At 45.5% G+C, this 20,723-nt stretch carries 19 protein-coding genes; 18 read left to right on the top strand and 1 reads right to left on the bottom strand.

Translation table 11 applies throughout. The annotated features are described in order from the left end of the window. The first annotated feature begins 5 nt into the window (after positions 1-5). The 3 genes from nuoN (at position 6) to BOQ04_RS07320 (ending at position 2,794) form a co-directional block, all read left to right on the top strand. Positions 6-1,505 (top strand): NADH-quinone oxidoreductase subunit NuoN, encoded by a 1,500-nt coding sequence (nuoN, locus tag BOQ04_RS07330; protein WP_076024110.1) that lies wholly within the window; start codon positions 6-8, stop codon positions 1,503-1,505. Positions 1,506-1,611: 106 nt separating this feature from the next. Next, positions 1,612-2,211, top strand: coding sequence for an NUDIX domain-containing protein (locus tag BOQ04_RS07325; RefSeq protein ID WP_076024109.1), 600 nt, complete (start codon positions 1,612-1,614; stop codon positions 2,209-2,211). A 79-nt stretch (positions 2,212-2,290) separates the two neighbouring features. Continuing rightward, entirely contained in the window at positions 2,291-2,794 is a 504-nt protein-coding gene (locus BOQ04_RS07320; RefSeq protein WP_076024108.1) for a DUF1178 family protein, read from the top strand. Between the two features lie 63 nt (positions 2,795-2,857). Here the strand turns inward: BOQ04_RS07320 and BOQ04_RS07315 are convergent, their stop codons facing one another. Then, positions 2,858-3,562, bottom strand: a complete 705-nt coding sequence (locus tag BOQ04_RS07315; RefSeq protein WP_076024107.1) for a Bax inhibitor-1 family protein — start codon at positions 3,560-3,562, stop codon at positions 2,858-2,860. A 307-nt stretch (positions 3,563-3,869) separates the two neighbouring features. On the opposite strand from BOQ04_RS07315, the gene ndk reads away from it, so the two are divergent. The 15 genes from ndk (at position 3,870) to BOQ04_RS07240 (ending at position 20,708) form a co-directional block, all read left to right on the top strand. Continuing rightward, entirely contained in the window at positions 3,870-4,295 is a 426-nt protein-coding gene (gene ndk / locus BOQ04_RS07310) for a nucleoside-diphosphate kinase (RefSeq protein WP_076024106.1), read from the top strand. A gap of 73 nt (positions 4,296-4,368) precedes the next feature. After that, positions 4,369-5,499: a dual-specificity RNA methyltransferase RlmN gene (gene rlmN / locus BOQ04_RS07305; protein WP_233126736.1), complete on the top strand. Its 1,131-nt coding sequence runs from the start codon at positions 4,369-4,371 to the stop codon at positions 5,497-5,499. A gap of 6 nt (positions 5,500-5,505) precedes the next feature. Next, positions 5,506-6,780: a flavodoxin-dependent (E)-4-hydroxy-3-methylbut-2-enyl-diphosphate synthase gene (ispG, locus tag BOQ04_RS07300; protein ID WP_076024104.1), complete on the top strand. Its 1,275-nt coding sequence runs from the start codon at positions 5,506-5,508 to the stop codon at positions 6,778-6,780. Between the two features lie 18 nt (positions 6,781-6,798). Then, entirely contained in the window at positions 6,799-8,136 is a 1,338-nt protein-coding gene (gene hisS / locus BOQ04_RS07295) for a histidine--tRNA ligase (protein WP_076024103.1), read from the top strand. Positions 8,137-8,184: 48 nt separating this feature from the next. Next, positions 8,185-8,844: a YfgM family protein gene (locus tag BOQ04_RS07290; protein ID WP_076024102.1), complete on the top strand. Its 660-nt coding sequence runs from the start codon at positions 8,185-8,187 to the stop codon at positions 8,842-8,844. Next, complete coding sequence (gene bamB / locus BOQ04_RS07285) at positions 8,841-9,998, top strand: outer membrane protein assembly factor BamB (RefSeq protein ID WP_233126720.1); 1,158 nt, start codon at positions 8,841-8,843, stop codon at positions 9,996-9,998. Before BOQ04_RS07290 ends, bamB begins: the two co-directional genes overlap by 4 nt. Continuing rightward, complete coding sequence (der, locus tag BOQ04_RS07280; protein WP_076024101.1) at positions 9,995-11,356, top strand: ribosome biogenesis GTPase Der; 1,362 nt, start codon at positions 9,995-9,997, stop codon at positions 11,354-11,356. Before bamB ends, der begins: the two co-directional genes overlap by 4 nt. A gap of 121 nt (positions 11,357-11,477) precedes the next feature. After that, positions 11,478-11,720 (top strand): RNA chaperone Hfq, encoded by a 243-nt coding sequence (hfq, locus tag BOQ04_RS07275; RefSeq protein ID WP_076024100.1) that lies wholly within the window; start codon positions 11,478-11,480, stop codon positions 11,718-11,720. Then, positions 11,713-12,954: a GTPase HflX gene (gene hflX, locus BOQ04_RS07270; protein ID WP_269844394.1), complete on the top strand. Its 1,242-nt coding sequence runs from the start codon at positions 11,713-11,715 to the stop codon at positions 12,952-12,954. The genes hfq and hflX overlap by 8 nt, the downstream gene beginning before the upstream one ends. Next, positions 12,944-14,419, top strand: a complete 1,476-nt coding sequence (hflK, locus tag BOQ04_RS07265; RefSeq protein ID WP_076024098.1) for an FtsH protease activity modulator HflK — start codon at positions 12,944-12,946, stop codon at positions 14,417-14,419. Before hflX ends, hflK begins: the two co-directional genes overlap by 11 nt. After that, positions 14,419-15,288, top strand: coding sequence for a protease modulator HflC (gene hflC, locus BOQ04_RS07260; RefSeq protein WP_076024097.1), 870 nt, complete (start codon positions 14,419-14,421; stop codon positions 15,286-15,288). The genes hflK and hflC overlap by 1 nt, the downstream gene beginning before the upstream one ends. 18 nt (positions 15,289-15,306) lie before the next feature. Next, positions 15,307-16,473, top strand: coding sequence for an ATP phosphoribosyltransferase regulatory subunit (locus BOQ04_RS07255; protein ID WP_083657555.1), 1,167 nt, complete (start codon positions 15,307-15,309; stop codon positions 16,471-16,473). 50 nt (positions 16,474-16,523) lie between these two features. After that, a complete protein-coding gene (locus BOQ04_RS07250) occupies positions 16,524-17,864 on the top strand; it encodes an adenylosuccinate synthase (protein ID WP_076024095.1) in 1,341 nt (446 codons plus the stop codon). A gap of 58 nt (positions 17,865-17,922) precedes the next feature. After that, positions 17,923-20,139 carry a malate synthase G gene (locus BOQ04_RS07245; protein WP_076024250.1) on the top strand — a complete coding sequence of 739 codons (2,217 nt, stop codon included), beginning with the start codon at positions 17,923-17,925 and terminating at the stop codon, positions 20,137-20,139. Between the two features lie 77 nt (positions 20,140-20,216). Beyond that, positions 20,217-20,708, top strand: coding sequence for a hypothetical protein (locus BOQ04_RS07240; RefSeq protein ID WP_076024094.1), 492 nt, complete (start codon positions 20,217-20,219; stop codon positions 20,706-20,708). Positions 20,709-20,723 lie beyond the last annotated feature (15 nt).

Here is a 20,723-nt window from a genome sequence, read left to right as displayed (position 1 = left end):
AGCTAATGCAAGCATTCGACCTATACGCCATCCTGCCTGAACTCGTTTTACTGATCACCACCTGCTTATTGCTGGTTGCCAGTGTATATGTTCGCGAGCGTCAACCTGCCACTCCGGGGGTAGAGCAGGATATCTTTCATACTCCGCGCGGTGTTGGATTTGTTTACTTCTTTGCTCTGCTTTTGTTGGCTTATTTATTTTTTGCATTCTTTGGTCGCCTCGGCGATGTCTCACTACTTGCCATGAATGGCATGTTTCAATCAGATCCCCTCTCAAACCTGCTCAAAGCTTGTTCTTGTGCAGCTATTTTTGTGACGCTGGTTTATTCAAAGCAGTACTTAAAAGATCGTTCCTTATTTCGCCCCGACTTCATTGTCTTGGCATTGTTGGCCCTATTGGGTCAGTTTGTACTCATTTCAGGCGCTAACTTATTGACTCTCTATCTCGGTTTAGAGTTGATGGCATTGCCTACTTATGCATTGGTTGCAATGCGTCACAGCAGCGAGAAGAGTGTTGAGGCTGGTATCAAGTACTTTATATTAGGTGCTCTGGCTTCTGGTTTCTTGCTTTACGGCATGTCGATGCTCTACGGGATCACTGGATCATTAGATCTCCTGGAGATCTTTAAAACAGTTGCTGACCCACGCGTAAATCATTTAGTAATGGCTTTTGGGTTGGTTTTCATTGTTGCTGGCCTAGCATTTAAATTGGGTGTGGTGCCATTCCATATGTGGGTTCCAGATGTGTATCAGGGCGCACCAACAGCTGTTACTTTGATGATTGCTGGAGCTCCTAAGCTAGCCGCATTTGCTTTGCTGTTCCGTTTATTGGTAAATACACTGCTTCCATTGCTTGGCGACTGGCAGCCAATGTTGGTCTTGCTAGCATTGCTATCGCTAGTCGTTGGAAACGTTACTGCAATAGCTCAAACCAATCTAAAGCGTATGCTGGCGTATTCAGCGATCGCGCAAATGGGATTTGTCATTCTCGGGATGCTTTCTGTATTTGATGATCATGCCTTTAGCGCCTCTTTGTTCTATGTAGTTACTTACGTTATGACTACCCTAGGAAGCTTTGGCTTGCTAATGGTTTTATCTCGCCATGGTTATGACTGTGAAACGCTTGAGAGTCTGAAGGGGCTGAATAAAAAACACCCTTGGTATGCATTTATTGGTCTTGTGATGATGTTCTCCTTGGCGGGTATTCCCCCTACGGTTGGCTTTGCTGCAAAGCTGGGTGTGCTTGAGGCCTTGGTTGATGCCGAGCATACCTTCATTGCTCTTATTGCTGTGATTGCTTCTTTAATAGGCGCTTTTTACTATTTACGGGTCGTGAAGGTAATGTACTTTGATGAGCCAACGCACGAAATTACCGTTACTGGATCTGGTTTTGCAAGAGCACTGCTAGGTCTGAATGCCATTTTGGTGCTTGTCATTGGGATGTTCCCGGCGACATTGATGACAATGTGCTTAGATGCAATGCGTCGCACTTTGCTTGGCTCTTAAGCCCAATATGCTGTCAAGATTTAAAAGGCTCCGTAAGGGGCCTTTTTTCTTTGTGTCATCTGATTTTTGTAAGATAAACAATCAACTTTTCTTTTGAGCAAACAAAATGACGGAAAAATTTTTTGAAGAGCTTCCTGATGGCGATTCACATCTGCGCGAGGTGAAAATCTTGGCTGAGGATCTATGCAATGGTATTTTCCTAAAGATGAAGCGAGATCAAGTGCGGATGCCAGATGGCAAGGTTGCAATCCGCGAATATCTTACCCATCCTGGTGCAGTTGCTATTTTGGCAATACTTGATGATGGTCGGATTTTATTGGAGCGGCAATTTCGTTACCCTATCGCCAAGACATGTATTGAAATTCCGGCAGGTAAATTGGATCTTAGCGAGGATCCATTGGCCTGTGCCAAGAGGGAACTATCTGAAGAGACGGGTTATACCGCTACAAAATGGAGTTATATCCGGCGAATACACCCAGTTATATCGTACTCCACAGAATTTATTGATATCTATTTGGCGGAAGGCCTGAGCTCTGGGAAAAGCCATCTTGATGAGGAAGAGTTTTTAGATGTGTTTGCGGCGCCTTTAGAGCAATTAATTGAATGGGTGGAGCAGGGTGTCATAACAGATGTTAAAACCACTATTTCGGTATATTGGCTGGATCGTTACCGGCGCGGCTTAGTAAGCCCCAGTCTCATTGAGTAGGCCACTGCAATGAATGGAGGTGATAAATCCCTTAAAATAGATCTATTGAATTTGGCACTTTTGCCTATATATAGGTCTCATGAAAGTTTATAACCTCGCTTGTCCGTTAGATCATCGCTTTGAGGGATGGTTTGCTTCTGAAGAAGATTGTCTCTCACAACAGGAGAGGGGTATGCTTGCTTGCCCTCTTTGTGACAGCACTGAAATAACCAGAATGCCGTCGGCACCGCATATCGCTAAATCTTCATCCATCAAAACAGAGCCCTCTACCGCCCTAAGCAATGGCAGTGTTGATCTTAGTTCTTTGAATGGTGATGTGGTTGCCCTAACGGGTAGGGATCACTCCGAGCTTGAGGCTAAGGTTCAGGCCGCTTTTCTGAAAGGCATGCGTGAATTAATGGGCCGTTCTGAGGACGTAGGCAATTCTTTTGCAGATGAAGCCCGTAAGATCCATTACAAGGAGTCTCCAGAGCGGAGTATTCGTGGGCAAACCACCCTAGATGAAGCAGAAGCCTTAAGGGATGAGGGTATAGAGGTATTGGCTGTGCCGCTAATGCCTGCTCTGAAAAATACCCTGCAGTAACTCTTACTCAAGGCGATAAAAAGGGCGCAATCGCGCCCTTATTTATTTGAAGCTTAGAAGAGCTTATTCCCTATTGTTGCCACCAAAAATACCGAGCAATGCCAAAAGGTTGGTAAAGACGTTGTATACATCAAGATAGATCGCTAGGGTTGCCATGATGTAATTGGTTTCACCACCATTAATAACCCGCTGAACGTCCACCAAAATAAATGCGGAAAATATGGCGATAGCCAAAACCATTACCGTCAACATCAAGGCCGGGAGTTGCATCCAAATATTTGCTAAAGAGGCAACAATGAGGAGTAACACACCAACCATGAGCCATTTTCCCAGTCCGGAGAAATCACTCTTGCTGACGGTTGCAATCGTTGCCATTACGCCAAAAATCGCCGCAGTGCCGCCAAATGCAAGCATGATCAGGTAGGGGCCATTCGTGTAACGGCTCAGCGTCAAACTTAAAAGGCCTGTGAGCATGATTCCCATGAAGAAGGTGAATCCAAGCAGAAGGAGTACGCCTATTCCACTGTCTTTATTCTTTTCAATTGCCCAGAAAAAACCAAAGGCGACTGCCATAAAAATAATGAAGCCCATGAAGGGATTTCCGGCATATAGATTCAAGCCCATTGCTACCCCAAGCCATGCTCCAATTACTGTTGGAATCATGGAGAGAGCTAAAAGTGCATAGGTGTTACGTAGTACACGATTGCGTATTTGGGTGGTGCTAATTGAGCCTGATTGCCCAAAGCCGTACGAGTTAAGATCGCTCATATTGACTCCTTCTTTAGAGTAAGTTCACAAGCCCAAAAAGGGGCTGTTACTTATAAGTATAGACAAATGGGTGTCAATTCAAGGTTATATAGAAAAACTGTTTAATGCCTATGTTCAAACAAGGGCTTATGCCTAGTAAATTCAATAGCTTAGGGCTTGCCAACTAGGGGTAAATACGGTTACCCGATGTATAATTTGCGGGTCGTTGAAAGTAGGGTGTCTAGTGGGGTTTCTTGAAGAGGTTTTTCTGGGGCGCCGCCATCCCCGCGCTCAACTAATACTTTTGAAATTACTACTGGAGTTTTGCATGGCAATCGAACGCACCCTTTCTATTATCAAACCTGACGCTGTTGCTAAGAATGTAATTGGCAAGATCTATGATCGATTTGAATCAGCTGGTTTGAAAATTATCGCCTCCAAAATGGCCCATTTGTCACAATCCGAAGCCGAGCAGTTTTATGCCGTTCATGCTGCGCGTCCTTTCTTTAAAGATCTAGTGAGTTTTATGATTTCTGGCCCGGTAATGATTCAGGTTTTGCAAGGCGAAGGCGCGATTGCTAAAAACCGTGACTTAATGGGTGCTACCGATCCTAAGAAGGCAGATGCCGGAACTATCCGCGCTGATTTTGCTGACAGCATTGATGCGAATGCCGTTCATGGTTCTGACGCTCCTGAAACAGCTGCTGTGGAAATTGCCTTTTTCTTCCCTGGCATGAATGTTTTCGCACGTTAATCATTTAGCTATTTAATAAGTAGGCGCATTGACAACCCCGCGCATCAATCTCTTAGATTTTGACGCTGACCAAATGGCGGCGTATGTCGCGGGGTTAAACGAAAAGCCCTTCAGGGCGAAGCAACTCATGCAATGGATACACCAACGTGGTGTATCGAACATCAATGAGATGAGTGATCTGGCAAAAAGCTTTCGAGCCAATTTGATTGATAAGGCTGAAATAGCGCCTTTGCCAGTTATCAAAGACGAGCTAGCAAACGATGGCACCCGCAAGTGGCTTTTAGATGTGGGTGCTGGTAATGCGGTTGAGTCCGTTTTCATTCCGGAAGATGATCGCGGCACTCTCTGTATTTCATCTCAAGCTGGATGCGCTGTGAACTGCCGCTTTTGCTCGACTGGACATCAGGGCTTTTCACGCAACCTCACATCCGGTGAAATTATTGGTCAACTTTGGTTTGCCGAACATTTACTGCGTAATGAGCCTGGGGCAGTTCGACGTATCGAGACTTATCCCACCCCAGGTTGGGAGCATACTGGCCGCGTAATTTCGAATGTTGTCATGATGGGTATGGGCGAACCATTACTGAACTATGACAACGTAGTTTCAGCCTTACGATTGATGTTGGACGATAGGGCGTACGGTTTATCACGTCGTCGGGTGACCGTCTCCACCTCTGGCGTGGTACCAATGATTGATCGTTTAGCGCAAGATTGTCCGGTTGCTTTAGCTGTTTCGCTACATGCATCCAATGATGCCTTGCGCGATCAATTGGTTCCGCTGAACCAGAAATATCCCTTAAGAGAATTATTGGCTGCTTGTGAGCGCTATTTACCTTTTGCGCCAAGGGATTTTTTAACCTTTGAATATTGCATGCTCGATGGCGTGAATGATTCTGATGTTCAGGCTAAAGAATTGGTGCGTTTACTTGCAAACATTAAATGTAAGATTAATTTAATCCCATTTAATCCCTTTCCTGAATCCGGTCTCAAGCGTTCACCACCGCAGCGTGTGCAAGCTTTTGCCAATATCCTGCTGGATTCTGGCATGGTGGCTACTGTGCGTAAAACCCGCGGCGATGATATTGCTGCAGCCTGCGGTCAACTTGCTGGTGATGTGATTGATCGCACTAGAGTGCGCGAGCGCGCAGTTCACGATAATGAAATCATTCAGCCCATAACATGGTTGAATCGTCTCGATGATTAAACGCTGATGACTACTTTAAATCATTCACCATTCATATTGCCTTTGGGCCCATCCCCCAAAAGAGCAACACGTCAAGCGAAGATAGTTTGGAAATCGAACTGTATTACCGTTGGGGGTGATGCACCAGTGCGTGTTCAGTCAATGACTAACACCGATACTGCTGATGCGATAGCTACTGCAATTCAAATTAAAGAACTCGCCCGCGCTGGTTCGGAGATGGTTCGCATCACCGTGAATACTCCAGAGGCAGCTGCCGCTGTTCCTTATATTCGCGAACAGCTTGATAAGATGGATGTGTTGGTTCCTTTAATCGGTGATTTCCATTACAACGGCCATACCTTATTAAATGATTTCCCTGATTGTGCAAAAGCACTTTCTAAGTACCGCATTAACCCAGGTAATGTTGGAAAAGGGGCTAAACGCGACCCTCAATTCGCGCAAATGATTGAAGCCGCTTGCAAGTATGACAAGCCCATTCGGATTGGCGTGAATTGGGGTAGCCTTGATCAAGATCTATTAGCAAGCATTATGGATAGCAATGCTGCCCTAGTAACTCCAAAGACCGCTCAAGAGGTCATGATTGAAGCATTGATTCAATCTGCCTTGCAGTCGGCCGAAAAAGCCGTGGAGTTGGGTATGAATCCTGATCAAATTTTGCTGTCATGCAAAGTAAGCAATGTTCAAGATTTAGTTGCGGTGTATCGCGATTTATCCCGCCGCTCTGACTATCCACTCCATCTGGGTCTTACTGAGGCTGGTATGGGCAGTAAAGGTATAGTTTCATCGACGGCAGCGATGAGTATTCTCTTGCAAGAGGGTATTGGTGACACCATCCGAGTTTCTTTAACGCCCGATCCTGGCGCGCCCCGAGAGAATGAGGTGATTGTTGCCCAAGAAATTTTACAAACCATGGGTTTACGTAACTTTACCCCGATGGTGATTGCTTGTCCTGGTTGCGGTAGGACCACTAGCACCACCTTCCAAGAGCTGGCGGCAAATATCCAATCCTATTTGCGCCAACAAATGCCTTTATGGAAGAAAACCCATCCAGGTGTTGAGAATATGAATGTGGCAGTAATGGGTTGTATTGTGAATGGTCCTGGCGAAAGCAAGCATGCCAATATTGGCATCTCATTACCCGGAACTGGTGAAACCCCAGCCGCCCCAGTATTCGTTGATGGCGTAAAAGTTCAAACCTTGCGTGGCGAGAATATTGCACGCGATTTTCAAGTGATTGTTAATAATTACGTTGAGCAGAATTACGCTCGCGCATCTAAATAATCGATTACACCAGAGAACATGAGCGATAAATCTTCAGAGCAGTCAAATCAAAAGCCTAAAAAGGTTGAGCAGATCAGGGGCGTACGAGGCATGAATGATCTTCTGCCCGCAGAAGCTCCCTTGTGGGCTCATCTCGAACATGTTCTGCGCGACCTTACTAGAGCCTATGGCTATGAATATTTACGCACGCCTATCGTAGAGGCTACTGCTGTATTTCAGCGTGGCATTGGTGAGGTAACGGATATTGTTGAAAAGGAAATGTATTCCTTTGAAGACCGCTTAAATGGTGAGCAATTAACTTTGCGTCCTGAAGGAACTGCTGCTTTAGTGCGCTCTGTTATAGAAAATAATTTGCTTTACGATGGCCCAAAGCGTCTTTGGTACACCGGCCCCATGTTTAGGCATGAGCGTCCTCAGCGTGGTCGCTATCGCCAGTTTCATCAATTCGGCATTGAAGCTCTTGGTTTTGCTGGTCCCGATATTGATGCTGAAATTATTTTGATGGGTCAACGACTCTGGGATGAGCTTGGCCTCAAGGGTGTTCGGCTGGAAATTAATTCCCTGGGACAAGCAAATGAGCGTGCCGAGCATCGTGCAGCCTTAGTCAATTATTTTGAGCAGCATGTTGACCAGCTTGATGAGGATTCCAAACGTCGTCTCCTCAGCAATCCTTTGCGTATTCTCGACTCTAAGAATCCAACCATGCAAGAATTGATTGAAAGTGCCCCCAAGTTGTTGGATTTTCTGGGCACTCAATCACTGGCTCATTTTGAGGCTGTTCAAAAACTACTAAAGTCGAACAACATCCCCTGCAAAATTAATCCTCGCTTAGTAAGGGGTTTGGATTATTACAATTTGACCGTATTTGAGTGGATAACCGACGAACTTGGTGCTCAGGGTACGATTGCCGGTGGCGGCCGTTATGATCCTTTGATTGAGAGAATGGGTGGCAAGGCTGCGCCAGCTTGCGGTTGGGCTATGGGCATGGAGCGCGTTCTAGAGCTAATGAAGGTATCCGAGAGTGCCCCCGACGCTCAGGCGCAATGTGATATTTTTGTTCTTCATCAGGGTGGCGATACTTTAACTACCGCGATGATTGTTGCGGAGCGCTTGCGTAGTGCTGGTATAGATACCATCCTTTTTTGCCCACCTGATGGCCAATCATCTAGTTTTAAGTCTCAGATGAAGAAGGCGGATGCCAGTGGAGCGGCTTATGCGGTGATTATTGGGTCGGACGAGCTCGCAAATAATGAGGCTCAACTCAAGGATTTGCGATCCAGTGGTGCACAACAGGCAATACCCCTAGAATCTATATTGGAGGCGGTAATTGATGCTTTGGTAGGCGCATCCGAATAGAATGACTGATTCATTGACCAAATATTGTATTTATTAGCTTGGATTGATATGCCATTAGATTTAGAAGAACAAGAACAATTAGACCAATTTAAAGCGTTTTGGCATAAATACCGAAACCTGATTACTGGCGTCCTCACGGCAGCCCTATTAGTGTATGCGATTTATAGCGGTTATCAGTGGTGGCGCAATAGTCAAGCGGCTTCAGCAGCACAACTGTATGAAACAATGATCTCTGCAGTAGTCAAGGGCGATAAAGAGCAAAGTTTTCAAGCTGCTGATGATCTGCAAAAGCAGTACGCACGCACCCCTTATTCAGCTATGGCAAGTTTAGTGGCCGCAAAAATTGCTTCTGACTCTGGGGATGCAGCCAAGGCAATTATGTATTTGCGCTGGGCCGCTGCCCATGCTTCGAATGATGGTTATCTTGCTTTGGCAAAAATGCGCTTAGTGTCCCAATTAATTGAAGACGGTTCAACTCAAGACTCTGCAGAGGCAGACCAAATTCTGAAAGAAACTCCTGTCAAGGGTTATGAGGTTTTATGGTACGAACGCCGTGGTGATTGGTATCTTGCGCAAAAAAATACGGCCCAAGCGAGATCAAGTTATGAGGCAGCATGGAAGCAACTGGATCAAGCAAAAGAATTTCCTGAGGAGGCGCGCCGTTTGCTAAAAGTGAAATTAGATGCGGTTGGAGGGTTGGCAAAGTGAAGACAGAATTAAAGCGCTCAATCACTCGATTCGGTACTGGTTTACTTTTTGCTGGCGCTCTAGTAATGCTGGCCGCTTGCTCAGGCAATGATCGTGCTCACAAGCCCGCAGAACTCGCTCCTATCACCAATAAATTTGATTTAGCGCCAACTTGGTCTGTTAATGTTGGATCTTCAGAGCCATTTAACTTTCACCCATTAGTCGCAGGCGATGCTGTCTACACCTCATCTAAAAATGGAAATCTGTATAAGATTGATTTACAAACTGGGGTTACTGTATGGAAGGTGAGTGTTCCCGAGGATTTATCCGTAGGACCTGGATCAGATGGTCAGACTACCGTAGTGGTCAGCACCAAAGGTACTGTTTATGCTTATGATCAGGCTGGTGCACCAATCTGGAATCTCAATCTTGGCAGCGAAGTTCTTACAGAGCCCGTCGTTGCCTCAGGTGTGGTTGTTATCCGCACACTTGATAGCCGTTTTATAGGTCTTGATGCCCTTACTGGAGCTCGACGTTGGAATTATCAGCGTCAACAATCCACGCTTTCTTTAAGGGTGGGTTACGGTATGCTCCCAATCAACAATGAGGTCATTGTCACTGGTTTTACTGGTGGACGTTTTGGCATGCTTGCAATTGCGAATGGTGGCTTGATCTGGGAAACACCCGTTTCTTTTCCAAAAGGTTTTTCTGAAATCGAGCGTCTTAATGATGTTACCGCAAGGCCAAGTATCGATGGTGAGGCCCTCTGCGCTGTTTCATATCAAGGTAGGATTGGTTGCGGTCTAGCTCGAACTGGCGCACTGATGTGGTTTAAAGATTTTTCAAGCTATACAGGTACCGCCCAGAGCACGGAAATGGTTTTTGCTGCGAATGAAAAATCTCAAGTAAGCGCCTTTGCAACGAAGGATGGCAGTTTGATCTGGGAAAGCACCAAGTTGATGTATCGCAATCTAGGTGAGCCCCTGGCAATTGGTCGCGCTGTATTTATGGGCGACTCTGAGGGTTTCGTTCATGCAATTTCACAGTCCAATGGTGAGATACTTGCGCGAATTCGACATGATAGTAGTCCAATTTCTGCTGCGCCAATTGCGGCGGGCGGTCTTATCTTGATTCAATCTCAAGGTGGGAAATTAGCGGCGTATAGTCCAAAATGAATCCAGTCATCACCATCGTTGGGCGTCCGAATGTCGGAAAGTCTACCCTCTTTAATCGCCTAACACGATCGCGTGATGCTTTAGTTGCAGATTTCTCCGGATTAACTCGGGATCGTCACTATGGAAAAGGGCGTATTGGTGAGCGCGCATTTATTTGCGTGGACACCGGTGGTTTTGAGCCGGTAGCTAAAACGGGCATTGTTGCTGAGATGGCTAAACAGACCAAGCAAGCGGTTGCTGAGTCTGACATCATTATTTTTTTAGTCGATGGTCGTTTGGGTATGGCGCCCCAAGACCGGGTGATTGCTGATTTCCTTCGTAAAGCCGGTAGGCCAGTCATATTGGCCGTGAATAAAACGGAGGGTATGCAAGCGGGTGTAGTTACTGCTGACTTCCATGAGCTCGGTTTAGGTGAGCCATTTCCAATATCTTCGGCTCATGGTGATGGTGTGCGTGGCCTGATTGATGATGCGCTAGATTCTTTAGGGATTGCAGAGCCTGAACCTGAAGATTTGCAATCCGACCCCAATCGCCCAATGAAGATCGCAGTTGTTGGTCGTCCAAATGTCGGTAAGTCCACTTTAATTAATAAGCTTATTGGTGAAGAGCGTGTTATTGCTTTTGATATGCCGGGTACCACTCGCGATGCAATTGAAGTTCCCTTTGAGAGAAATGGTAAGCCATATATCTTGATAGATACTGCTGGTTTGCGACGTCGTGGAAAAGTGTTTGAAGCGATCGAAAAGTTTTCGGTAGTTAAAACCTTGCAAGCCATTGCAGATTGCAATGTAGTGATATTGATGCTTGATGCACAGCAGGATATTTCGGAACAAGATGCCCATATTGCTGGCTTCATTGTCGAGGCGGGTAGAGCATTAGTAGTTGCCGTTAATAAATGGGATGGCATTGACTCATACGTCAAAGAGCGTGCCAGACTCGAGATTGCTCAAAAGCTTCGGTTTTTGGATTTTGCTAACGTGCACCCAATTTCAGCTAAAAAAGGCACTGGCCTAAAAGAACTGTTTAAGGATGTTGATTCTGCTTATGCTGCAGCAATGGCCAAGTTGCCTACGCCTAAATTGACGCGTATCTTGCAAGAGGCAATTGAGCATCAGCAGCCAAAACGGGTTGGCATGGGCCGGCCTAAATTACGTTATGCACACCAGGGTGGTATGAATCCCCCTATAGTGGTTATTCACGGAACCTCTTTAAGTGGTGTTACGGATAGCTATAAGCGCTATTTAGAGGGTCGCTTTAGAGATGTCTTTAAATTGCGCGGTACGCCTTTACGAATACAGATGAACACCGCTAAAAACCCGTATGTTGATTCCGATCCCAAAAAGGGTAAAAAGAAATAATTCGAAATGAGCGGCCTTGAAATTTGAATTTCTTGCCCCTTATAAAGTTTGTAGCAATCAGTAGTGTGCAGGTGGTTTATTAAAAGCAAGACTCCATAATAAAAAATGAAGAAGGAGCAGTATGAACATTAACAAAATTCAATTACTACAGGATCCATTCCTCAATGCATTGCGCAAAGAGCATGTACCTGTTTCTATCTATTTAGTGAACGGTATCAAGCTACAGGGCAATATTGAGTCCTTTGATCAATACGTAGTTCTTTTGCGCAATACCGTTACTCAAATGGTATATAAGCATGCAATCTCTACCATTGTCCCTGCGCGCGCAATCGATTTTCGTTTAGAAGAAGCCGGCTCTGTATAAAACAGGAGTAGATGCAGCTCGCGCTGTTCTGGTTGGGGTAGATACCGGACGCGAGGATTTTGCTGATAGTATGGCCGAACTCAGTCTTTTGGCTGAGAGTGCTGGTTCTGTGCACATATCCAGTGTGATTGCTCGCAAAGGCAAAACTGATCCAGCTTTATTTATTGGCTCTGGAAAAGCAAATGAACTAAAAAGAGCTATGGAGGAGGGGGGTGCCGAATTGGCGATTTTTAATCATCCTCTTTCGCCGACCCAACAGCGCAATCTTGAGCGGCACATAGGTTTTCATGTGATGGATCGTACTGGATTGATCTTGGATATCTTCAGTCAGCGAGCTCAAAGTCATATTGGTAAAACTCAGGTTGAACTAGCTCAAGTCCGCTACCGAATGTCTAGACTCGTAAGGGCTTGGAGTCACTTGGAGCGTCAACGAGGTGGCATTGGTGTTCGTGGCGGTCCGGGTGAAACTCAAATGGAGCTTGATCGCCGTATGCTTGCCACAAAGGCAAAGCGTCTTGAGTCTGAGCTCGAAAAACTTCAGCGTCAACAGAGGACGCAGCGCCGAGCGCGTAACCGAAAAGATGTATTTTCAGTATCTTTGGTGGGTTATACCAATGCTGGAAAATCTACTCTATTTAATGCCCTTACAAAGGCAGGTACTTACGCTGCCGACCAGCTTTTCGCTACCCTAGATACAACCTCAAGACGTGTACATTTGGAGGATATTGGTTCAATTGTCGTTTCCGATACGGTTGGCTTTATTCGCGAGCTACCTCATCAGCTCGTGGAGGCTTTTAGAGCCACATTAGATGAAACAATTCATGCTGATCTCATATTGCATGTCATTGATGCTTGTAGCCCCGTTTCGCGGGAACAAAAAGCAGAAGTAGAGGCGGTCTTACGTGAAATAGGTGCAGATGACATTCCTCGGATTGAGGTTTTCAATAAGATTGATCTTATGCCTCAGACTTTTACCCGTGGCGCTGTTATAGAGCGAGACTCGGAGGGGCTTCCAAGCCAGGTTTTCATATCGGCACAGACTGGGATGGGCTTAGATTTATTGAGGATAGCGCTGGGTGAGTACTCTCAAATGACTGATAGAATAAGGATTCAACACAACCGCGCCAAATCCCAGATGGCTGCAGATGAGTTTTTAGAGCCCTTAGCCGAACGACCAGAAACTGCTGAATTTAACCCTATACCAAATCGTAAATATTCACCTAATGATGCGTAAATTTCTAGGCCTTTTTTCGGTCAACTCTACTGGTGATTCGCCTAAAGATCCCAAAGATGGGCAGGGTTTAGAGCAATCACCGGCTGATCAAGCAAAAAATCCAGGAAATACGCCGCAAAGCACCAAGCCTGAAGGGCCACCTGATTTAGATGACTTGTGGCGTGACTTCAATGATCGGCTTGGTAATTTATTTGGTGGAAAAAAGAGGCCACCAGCAGTCAATTTCCCTTCAAATGGAGCTCAAAGCAAACCCCGTTCCAGTGATATTTTGCCTCCCTCCGAAAGGAAGGCTCCTCCCGGTAATGGTGGTAATGGCGATGGAATGGGTGGCCCGGATTTTAATTTCACCAATCCATTTGGCTCTAAGGCCAGCATTCTGGTAGCTGTTGTTGCCGTGTTGATTTTTTGGTTATTTAGCGGATTTTTCATTATTCAAGAAGGCCAGGCCGGCGTCATACTTACTTTTGGTAAATATGATTACACGGCAAAACCAGGAATCAATTGGCATATGCCCTGGCCTATTCAGACTGAAGAAACTGTTAACTTGTCAGGCGTTCGCTCTGTTGAGGTAGGTCGCCCTATCCTGATCAAGGCAACCAATCAAAAAGATTCTTCCATGCTCACCGAAGATGAAAACATCATTGACGTGCAATTTGCAGTTCAATACCGCTTAAAAGATCCAACTGACTATTTATTTAATAATCGCGATCCAGATACGGCCGTAGTTCAGGCTGCTGAAACTGCTGTCAGAGAGATTGTTGCCCGCAGCAAAATGGACACTGTTTTATATGAAGGACGAGAAAAGATTGCCCTTGACTTGGCGGCATCTATTCAAAAAATATTAGATAGCTATCAAGCAGGGATTTTTGTAACCAGCGTTACCGTTCAAAATGTGCAACCTCCTGAGCAAGTTCAGGCAGCGTTTGATGATGCTGTCAAAGCTGGTCAAGATGAGGAGCGCTTGAAGAGTGAAGGGCAGGCATATGCTAATGACATTATTCCTCGCGCTAAAGGAACGGCTGCTCGATTGATACAAGAAGCAGAAGGATATAAGTCTAGAGTCGTATCTACTGCTGAAGGTGATGCTGCTCGCTTTAAGCAAATTTATGTTGAATATGCTAAAGCACCCCAAGTTACCCGAGATCGTATGTACATCGATACGATGCGCGATATGTATTCGAACGTCAGTAAAGTATTGGTGGATGTCTCAAAAAGCAATAGCTTGCTCTATTTACCTTTGGACAAAATGATTGCCCAAGTGAACGCCGAGAGTTCGCAAGTTGCTACCCCAACTGGCTCTGTGACTGTTGGCGGTCCAAGCGGTTCTTTGCCACAGCCGGCAGGGCAATCTTCGCCACCCTCTGCAAATCCAACGGCTCCGGTACCGGGTACTCAAATGCCTGCAAACAATGCTTCAGTTGATAAGCGGGACAGCTTACGTAGTCGCGACCGGGATTCTCGATAATGAATCTCAATCGATTGATTGCATCTTCAATTGCGCTAGTTGCTCTTGCCTATGTGCTCTCATCTAGCATCTTCATTGTTGATCAGCGTAAGTTCGCGGTGGTTTTTTCTTTCGGTCAAATTGTTCGGGTGATTGAACATCCTGGTTTGCAGTTTAAATATCCTGCACCCTTTGAAAATGTGCGTTTCTTTGATCGCCGCATACTAACGATTGATAACCCAGAGGCTGAGCGATTCATAACAGCCGAAAAAAAGAACTTATTAGTCGACTCTTACGTGAAATGGCGCATAGTTGATCCGCGTAAATTTTTTATCAGCTTTAAGGGTGATGAGCGTTTAGCGCAAGATCGTTTAACCCAACTAGTGCGATCTGCTCTGAATGAAGAATTTACCAAACGCACCGTGCGCGAATTGATCTCCGATCAACGTGAAGCGGTGATGCAGGGGATTCGAAAGAAGGTGGCTGATGACTCTAGTGATATTGGGGTTGAGATCGTTGATGTTCGTCTCAAGCGTGTAGATCTCTTAGCTGAAATCAGCGATTCTGTATATCGTCGTATGGAAGCCGAGCGCAAGCGAGTCGCCAATGAATTGCGCTCTACTGGCGCTGCTGAATCAGACAAAATTCGAGCCAATGCTGAACGTCAACGCGATACGATATTGGCTGAAGCTTATCGCGATGCGCAGAAGATCAAAGGCGCAGGTGATGCAAAAGCTACTGCACTTTATGCCGAGGCGTTTTCGCGTGATCCTCAATTTGCTCAGTTTTATCAAAGTCTAGAGGCCTATAGGAGCTCCTTTAAGGATAAAAAAGACTTGGTGATTGTTGAGCCAAGTGGCGATTTCTTTAAGTTCTTGCACAAAAAATAACGAAAGTACATCCTGATCATGAATCGTTGGTTGCTTCCTGAAGATATTGCCGATGTTTTGCCATCCGAGGCTCGAAAGGTAGAGGCATTGCGTCGTGCAATTCTGGATTTGTATCGATCCTATGGTTACGAGCTGGTTTCTCCCCCGATTCTGGAGTTTCTAGATTCCCTATTAACCGGCACGGGTTCCGACCTCAATCTTCAAACATTTAAGTTGGTTGATCAGTTATCTGGTCGCACCCTTGGTTTGCGGGCAGACATAACCCCTCAAGTTGCGCGTATTGACGCCCATTTACTCAATAGATCTGGTGTCACGCGTCTTTGTTATGCCGGTACTGTTGCCCATGCTCGTACCCCTGTTGGTCGTTCTGCTCGCGAAGAGCTGTTACTTGGTGCTGAAATATATGGTTGCGCAGGTTGGGAGGCTGATTTTGAGGCCATCACTTTGCTTCTTAAATCCATTCGCTTGACTGGTTTATCAAAGATCTATCTCGATTTATCTCACGCTGGTGTTTTGGCTGGAATTCTTGAGGAAGTGTCAATTTCTGAATCAAACGTCGAGATTCTCTATGGCCTACTGCAAACTAAAGATCTCTCGGGCCTGGCTCAGTGGACAAGCTTTCTCCCCGAATCTATAGCTAAAGCATTGCAAGTCTTGATGGATTTAAATGGACCCCCGGGTAAGGTAATTGAAAATGCCAAACGTCTGCTTCCCAAAAATAAAACTATTGAACAATCAATTGCTGATCTTGAGCGCTTAGTTATCGCCTCTGGAGGTCTGGGTGAGGGTCTGGAAATTAGCCTAGATTTGGCTGATTTACGAGGTTTTCAGTATCACAGTGGAGTGATGTTCTCGGCCTATGTTGATAACTTGCCACAGCCCATTGCTCGCGGCGGACGCTATGACCATGTCGGCCAGGCTTTTGGTCGATCAAGACCAGCAACGGGTTTTTCATTCGACTTATTAACACTGGCTGGCCTATCCTTGCCAAGTCAGCCTGAGACTGCTATTTTCGCTCCATGGGTGGATGACGCCGATTTACAGACCACAATAGATGGTCTACGAAGTAAGGGTAGGGTGGTCATTCAGCTGATGCCGCAAGATCTGGAATATCTCTCCGAATATCAATGTACGCATCAATTGACCAAGAATGGTAACTCTTGGGAAGTGATCCTACTAAAATAGCTTAAATATTGGTATTCCCCCATTTTTGTAATTATTTTCTGGATTTAGATATGTCTTCACAGCAACAATCACACGGTCGTAATGTCGTTGTCATCGGCACCCAATGGGGTGATGAAGGGAAGGGCAAGGTCGTTGATTGGTTAACTGATCATGCTCAAGCAGTTGTTCGCTTTCAAGGCGGACATAATGCTGGACACACATTAATTATTGGCGACAAAAAAACGATCTTGCGCTTAATTCCTTCAGGAATTATGCATAAGGATGTTGTTTGCTACATCGGAAATGGAGTTGTACTTTCACCTGAAGCACTCTTTAAGGAGATTGGTGAATTAGAGGCGGCAGGATTGGATGTGCGCTCCCGATTGAAGATTTCTGAAGCAACGACCTTAATTCTTCCTTATCACGTTGCAATCGATCAAGCTCGAGAGCGCAAACGCGGTGAAGCAAAGATTGGAACAACTGGACGCGGTATTGGCCCGGCCTATGAAGATAAGGTAGCGCGTCGTGCACTTCGCGTTCAAGATTTATTCTACCCAGAAAAATTTGCCGAACAGCTGCGTGAAAATTTGGAATATCACAATTTCATGCTTACAAACTACTATGGCGCAGATCCAGTCAGTTTTGAAAAGACCTTGCAAGACGCAATGTCATATGCTGAACAAATTAAGCCTATGGTGGTTGATGTTTCAAGCGCTCTTTATGCCGCAGAACAAGCCGGAAAAAATTTATTGTTTGAGGGTGCGCAAGGGACCTTGCTTGATATTGATCACGGCACCTATCCATATGTGACTTCAAGTAATTGTGTTGCGGGTAATGCCGCCGCTGGATCGGGAGTTGGACCAGATTCTCTCCAATACATTCTTGGTATAACAAAGGCCTATTGCACTCGTGTTGGTGCTGGACCATTCCCAAGTGAGTTATATGATCATGACAATCCTGCGAAACAAGATCCAATTGGCGTGCGCCTCGCTGAGGTTGGTAAAGAATTTGGTTCAGTGACCGGTCGCCCCCGTAGAACGGGCTGGCTTGATGCTGCAGCTCTTAAGCGCTCCATTCAAATTAATGGCTTATCCGGACTTTGTATTACCAAGTTAGACGTGCTAGATGGACTTGAAACGATTCGCCTTTGTGTCGGCTATGACTTGGATGGCAAGAAATTAGACGTATTGCCTCGTGGCGCTGAAGCAGTCGCCCGGTGTCAGCCAATTTATGAAGATTTTCCTGGATGGAAGGGCACCACCTTCGGCATCCGTGAATGGGATAGATTGCCTGTGGAGGCACAAAAATTCCTACGTAGAATTGAGGAAGTTGCTGGTAAACCAATCGCAATGGTTTCAACTGGACCTGAGCGCGATGAAACCATCTTGCTTCAGCACCCATTTCAGAAATAATGGAAAATAATTACACAACTTATTTAAACACCAATCAATGGAATCAAAGGCTTACAAAATGACTGCACGCACAACCTGTAATGGTCTCCAAGTAGCAACTCCTCTTTATCGCTTCATTGAAGATAAGGTCCTCCCGGGTACCGGCATTAAAAGTGCTGATTTCTGGAAAGGATTTGATGCGATTGTTAAGGATTTAAGCCCTAAGAATGAAGCGTTACTGCTTAAGCGTGATCGCATACAGGCTGAGCTCGATCAATGGCACAAAAGTAATCCTGGTCCCATTACAGACATGCCTGCTTATCGTCAATTTCTGAAAGAAATTGATTACCTCGATGAGGTCCCAGGAAAGGTGGTGGCAGACACCAAAAATGTGGATGATGAGTTAGCTCTCCAAGCTGGACCACAGTTAGTTGTGCCGGTATTAAATGCACGCTATGCATTGAATGCGGCTAATGCACGCTGGGGCTCTTTGTATGATGCCCTTTATGGCACAGATGTTATTTCTGAGGATGATGGTGCCACCAAAGCTGGTACTTACAACCCGATTCGTGGCGCAAAAGTCGTTGCATATGCACGTAATTTTTTAGACCAAGCAGCGCCATTAGCCAAAGGATCGCATCGTGATTCAGTAGCGTACACGGTTGATGGTAATAAATTGGCAGTTCAATTAAAGGATGGTAGCTCTACTGGTCTTGCTGATGAAAAACAATTCGTAGGCTATCAAGGCAATGCAGATGCTCCCTCATCTATTCTCTTGCGCAACAACGGTATTCATATTGATATTGAGATTGATAAATCTAAAACCATTGGCGCAACCGATCCCGCTGGAGTAAATGATGTTGTTCTTGAGGCTGCACTTTCGACCATTTTAGATTTGGAAGATTCTATTGCGGCCGTGGATGCTGATGACAAGGTATTGGCCTATGAAAATTGGCTTGGCATTCTCAAGGGGACTTTGGTTGAAGAGGTAAATAAGGGTGGAAAGACCTTCACTCGGACCCTCAATCCAGATCGCCAATACAAAGCTGGCATTGGCGCCGTTGCTGCAAAAGATGGTGTGGTGACCTTACACGGGCGCTCACTATTATTTCTTCGTAACGTTGGCCATTTAATGACCAACCCCGCCATCTTGACTGAAGGCGATAAAGAAATTTATGAAGGCATCCTTGATGCGGTAGTTACCGTATTAATTGCCCTGCATGACATTAATCGACCTGCTGCACAACAGATTGGTAATACTCGCAAGGGCTCCGTGTACATTGTGAAGCCAAAAATGCATAGTCCTGAAGAGGTTGCGTTTGCAGCTGAGCTATTTGCTCGTGTTGAACGGTTGCTTGGGCTTCCAGCTGACACTGTGAAGTTGGGGATTATGGATGAAGAGCGACGTATGAGTGCCAACATCAAGGCGGCTATTGCTGCGGCTGGTGCACGTGTGGCATTCATCAATACTGGCTTTCTAGATCGTACCGGTGATGAAATGCACACCTCCATGCATGCTGGCCCAATGATGCGTAAGGGTGATATGAAGACCAGTAAATGGTTATCTGCCTATGAGCGCCGTAATGTATTGGCCGGTCTTGATTGCGGTTTACGTGGTCGGGCGCAAATTGGTAAGGGTATGTGGGCTATGCCTGATTTAATGAAGGCTATGGTGGAGCAAAAAATTGTTCATCCTAAGGCTGGCGCAAACACTGCATGGGTTCCATCGCCCACCGCAGCAACCTTACATGCCTTGCATTACCATCAAGTCAATGTTGCTGAGATTCAAAAAGAAATGGAGAAGTTGGATACGGCTGCACAAGCAGAATCTTTGCTGGATGAGCTATTAACTATTCCTGTTGTAGAGAAACCAAACTGGTCCAAAGAAGAAATTCAACAAGAGTTGGACAACAATTGCCAAGGTATTCTTGGGTATGTGGTTCGTTGGATCGATCAAGGTGTTGGATGTTCTAAGGTGCCAGATATTCACAATATTGGACTTATGGAAGATCGCGCAACTTTACGAATTTCGAGTCAACATATTGCAAACTGGTTACTTCATGGCATTGTTACCGAAGCTCAGGTAAATGAGACTCTGCAGCGTATGGCTAAGGTGGTAGATGGGCAGAATGCTGGTGATGCTTTATACAGGTCAATGATGCCTAATTACCAGGATTCCTATGCGTATAAAGCGGCTAGCGATTTAATATTCAAAGGCCTTGAGCAACCCAATGGCTATACAGAGCCCTTGTTGCATGAATGGCGTCAGGTAGTCAAACAAGCAAACGCAAATTAAATTACATAGCTAGCATTTGCAATAAAGGTGGATTTGTCGAGAGGCAAGTCCATTTTTATTTATTCAATGCATCTTACATGTTCTCATTCTTTAATCCCTTCTCAAAAAGTTGCTCTACATTTGGCTTCCAATTAAATGATGGTGGCCGCCTGGAGGCGGGTTTTAGTGGTGGGGCTGGAGATTGTGTGGTTCGATCTATCGCTATTGCTACTAAGCTGCCATATTTGCGGGTGTATGAAGACCTTCGTCAGGCCAATGAGCAATATGCTCAAAATCGCAATGACCGACTGGCAAAACGATTAAGCGCGACTGGAGCAACTCCTCGCAATGGCAATCACCGCAATGTGTTTCACGACTATATTCTTGCACAAGGATTTATGTGGGTGCCGACCATGAAAATTGGCGGTGGGTGTCGTGTTCACTTGAGGCCAGATGAGTTACCAAAAGGTATCTTGATTGTGAGGGTATCTAAACATCTTACGGCTGTGATAGATGGTGTTATTCAAGATACCCATGATCCATCTAGGTCAGGTAATCGCTGCGTTTACGGTTACTATATTAAAAATTAAATGAATTAAATAATC

The organism is Polynucleobacter sphagniphilus (genome assembly GCF_001953355.1).
In the GTDB taxonomy this organism is placed as follows: domain Bacteria; phylum Pseudomonadota; class Gammaproteobacteria; order Burkholderiales; family Burkholderiaceae; genus Polynucleobacter; species Polynucleobacter sphagniphilus.
Note: the sequence above shows the minus strand (reverse complement) of the source record. Positions and strands in the feature narration are given on the sequence as shown.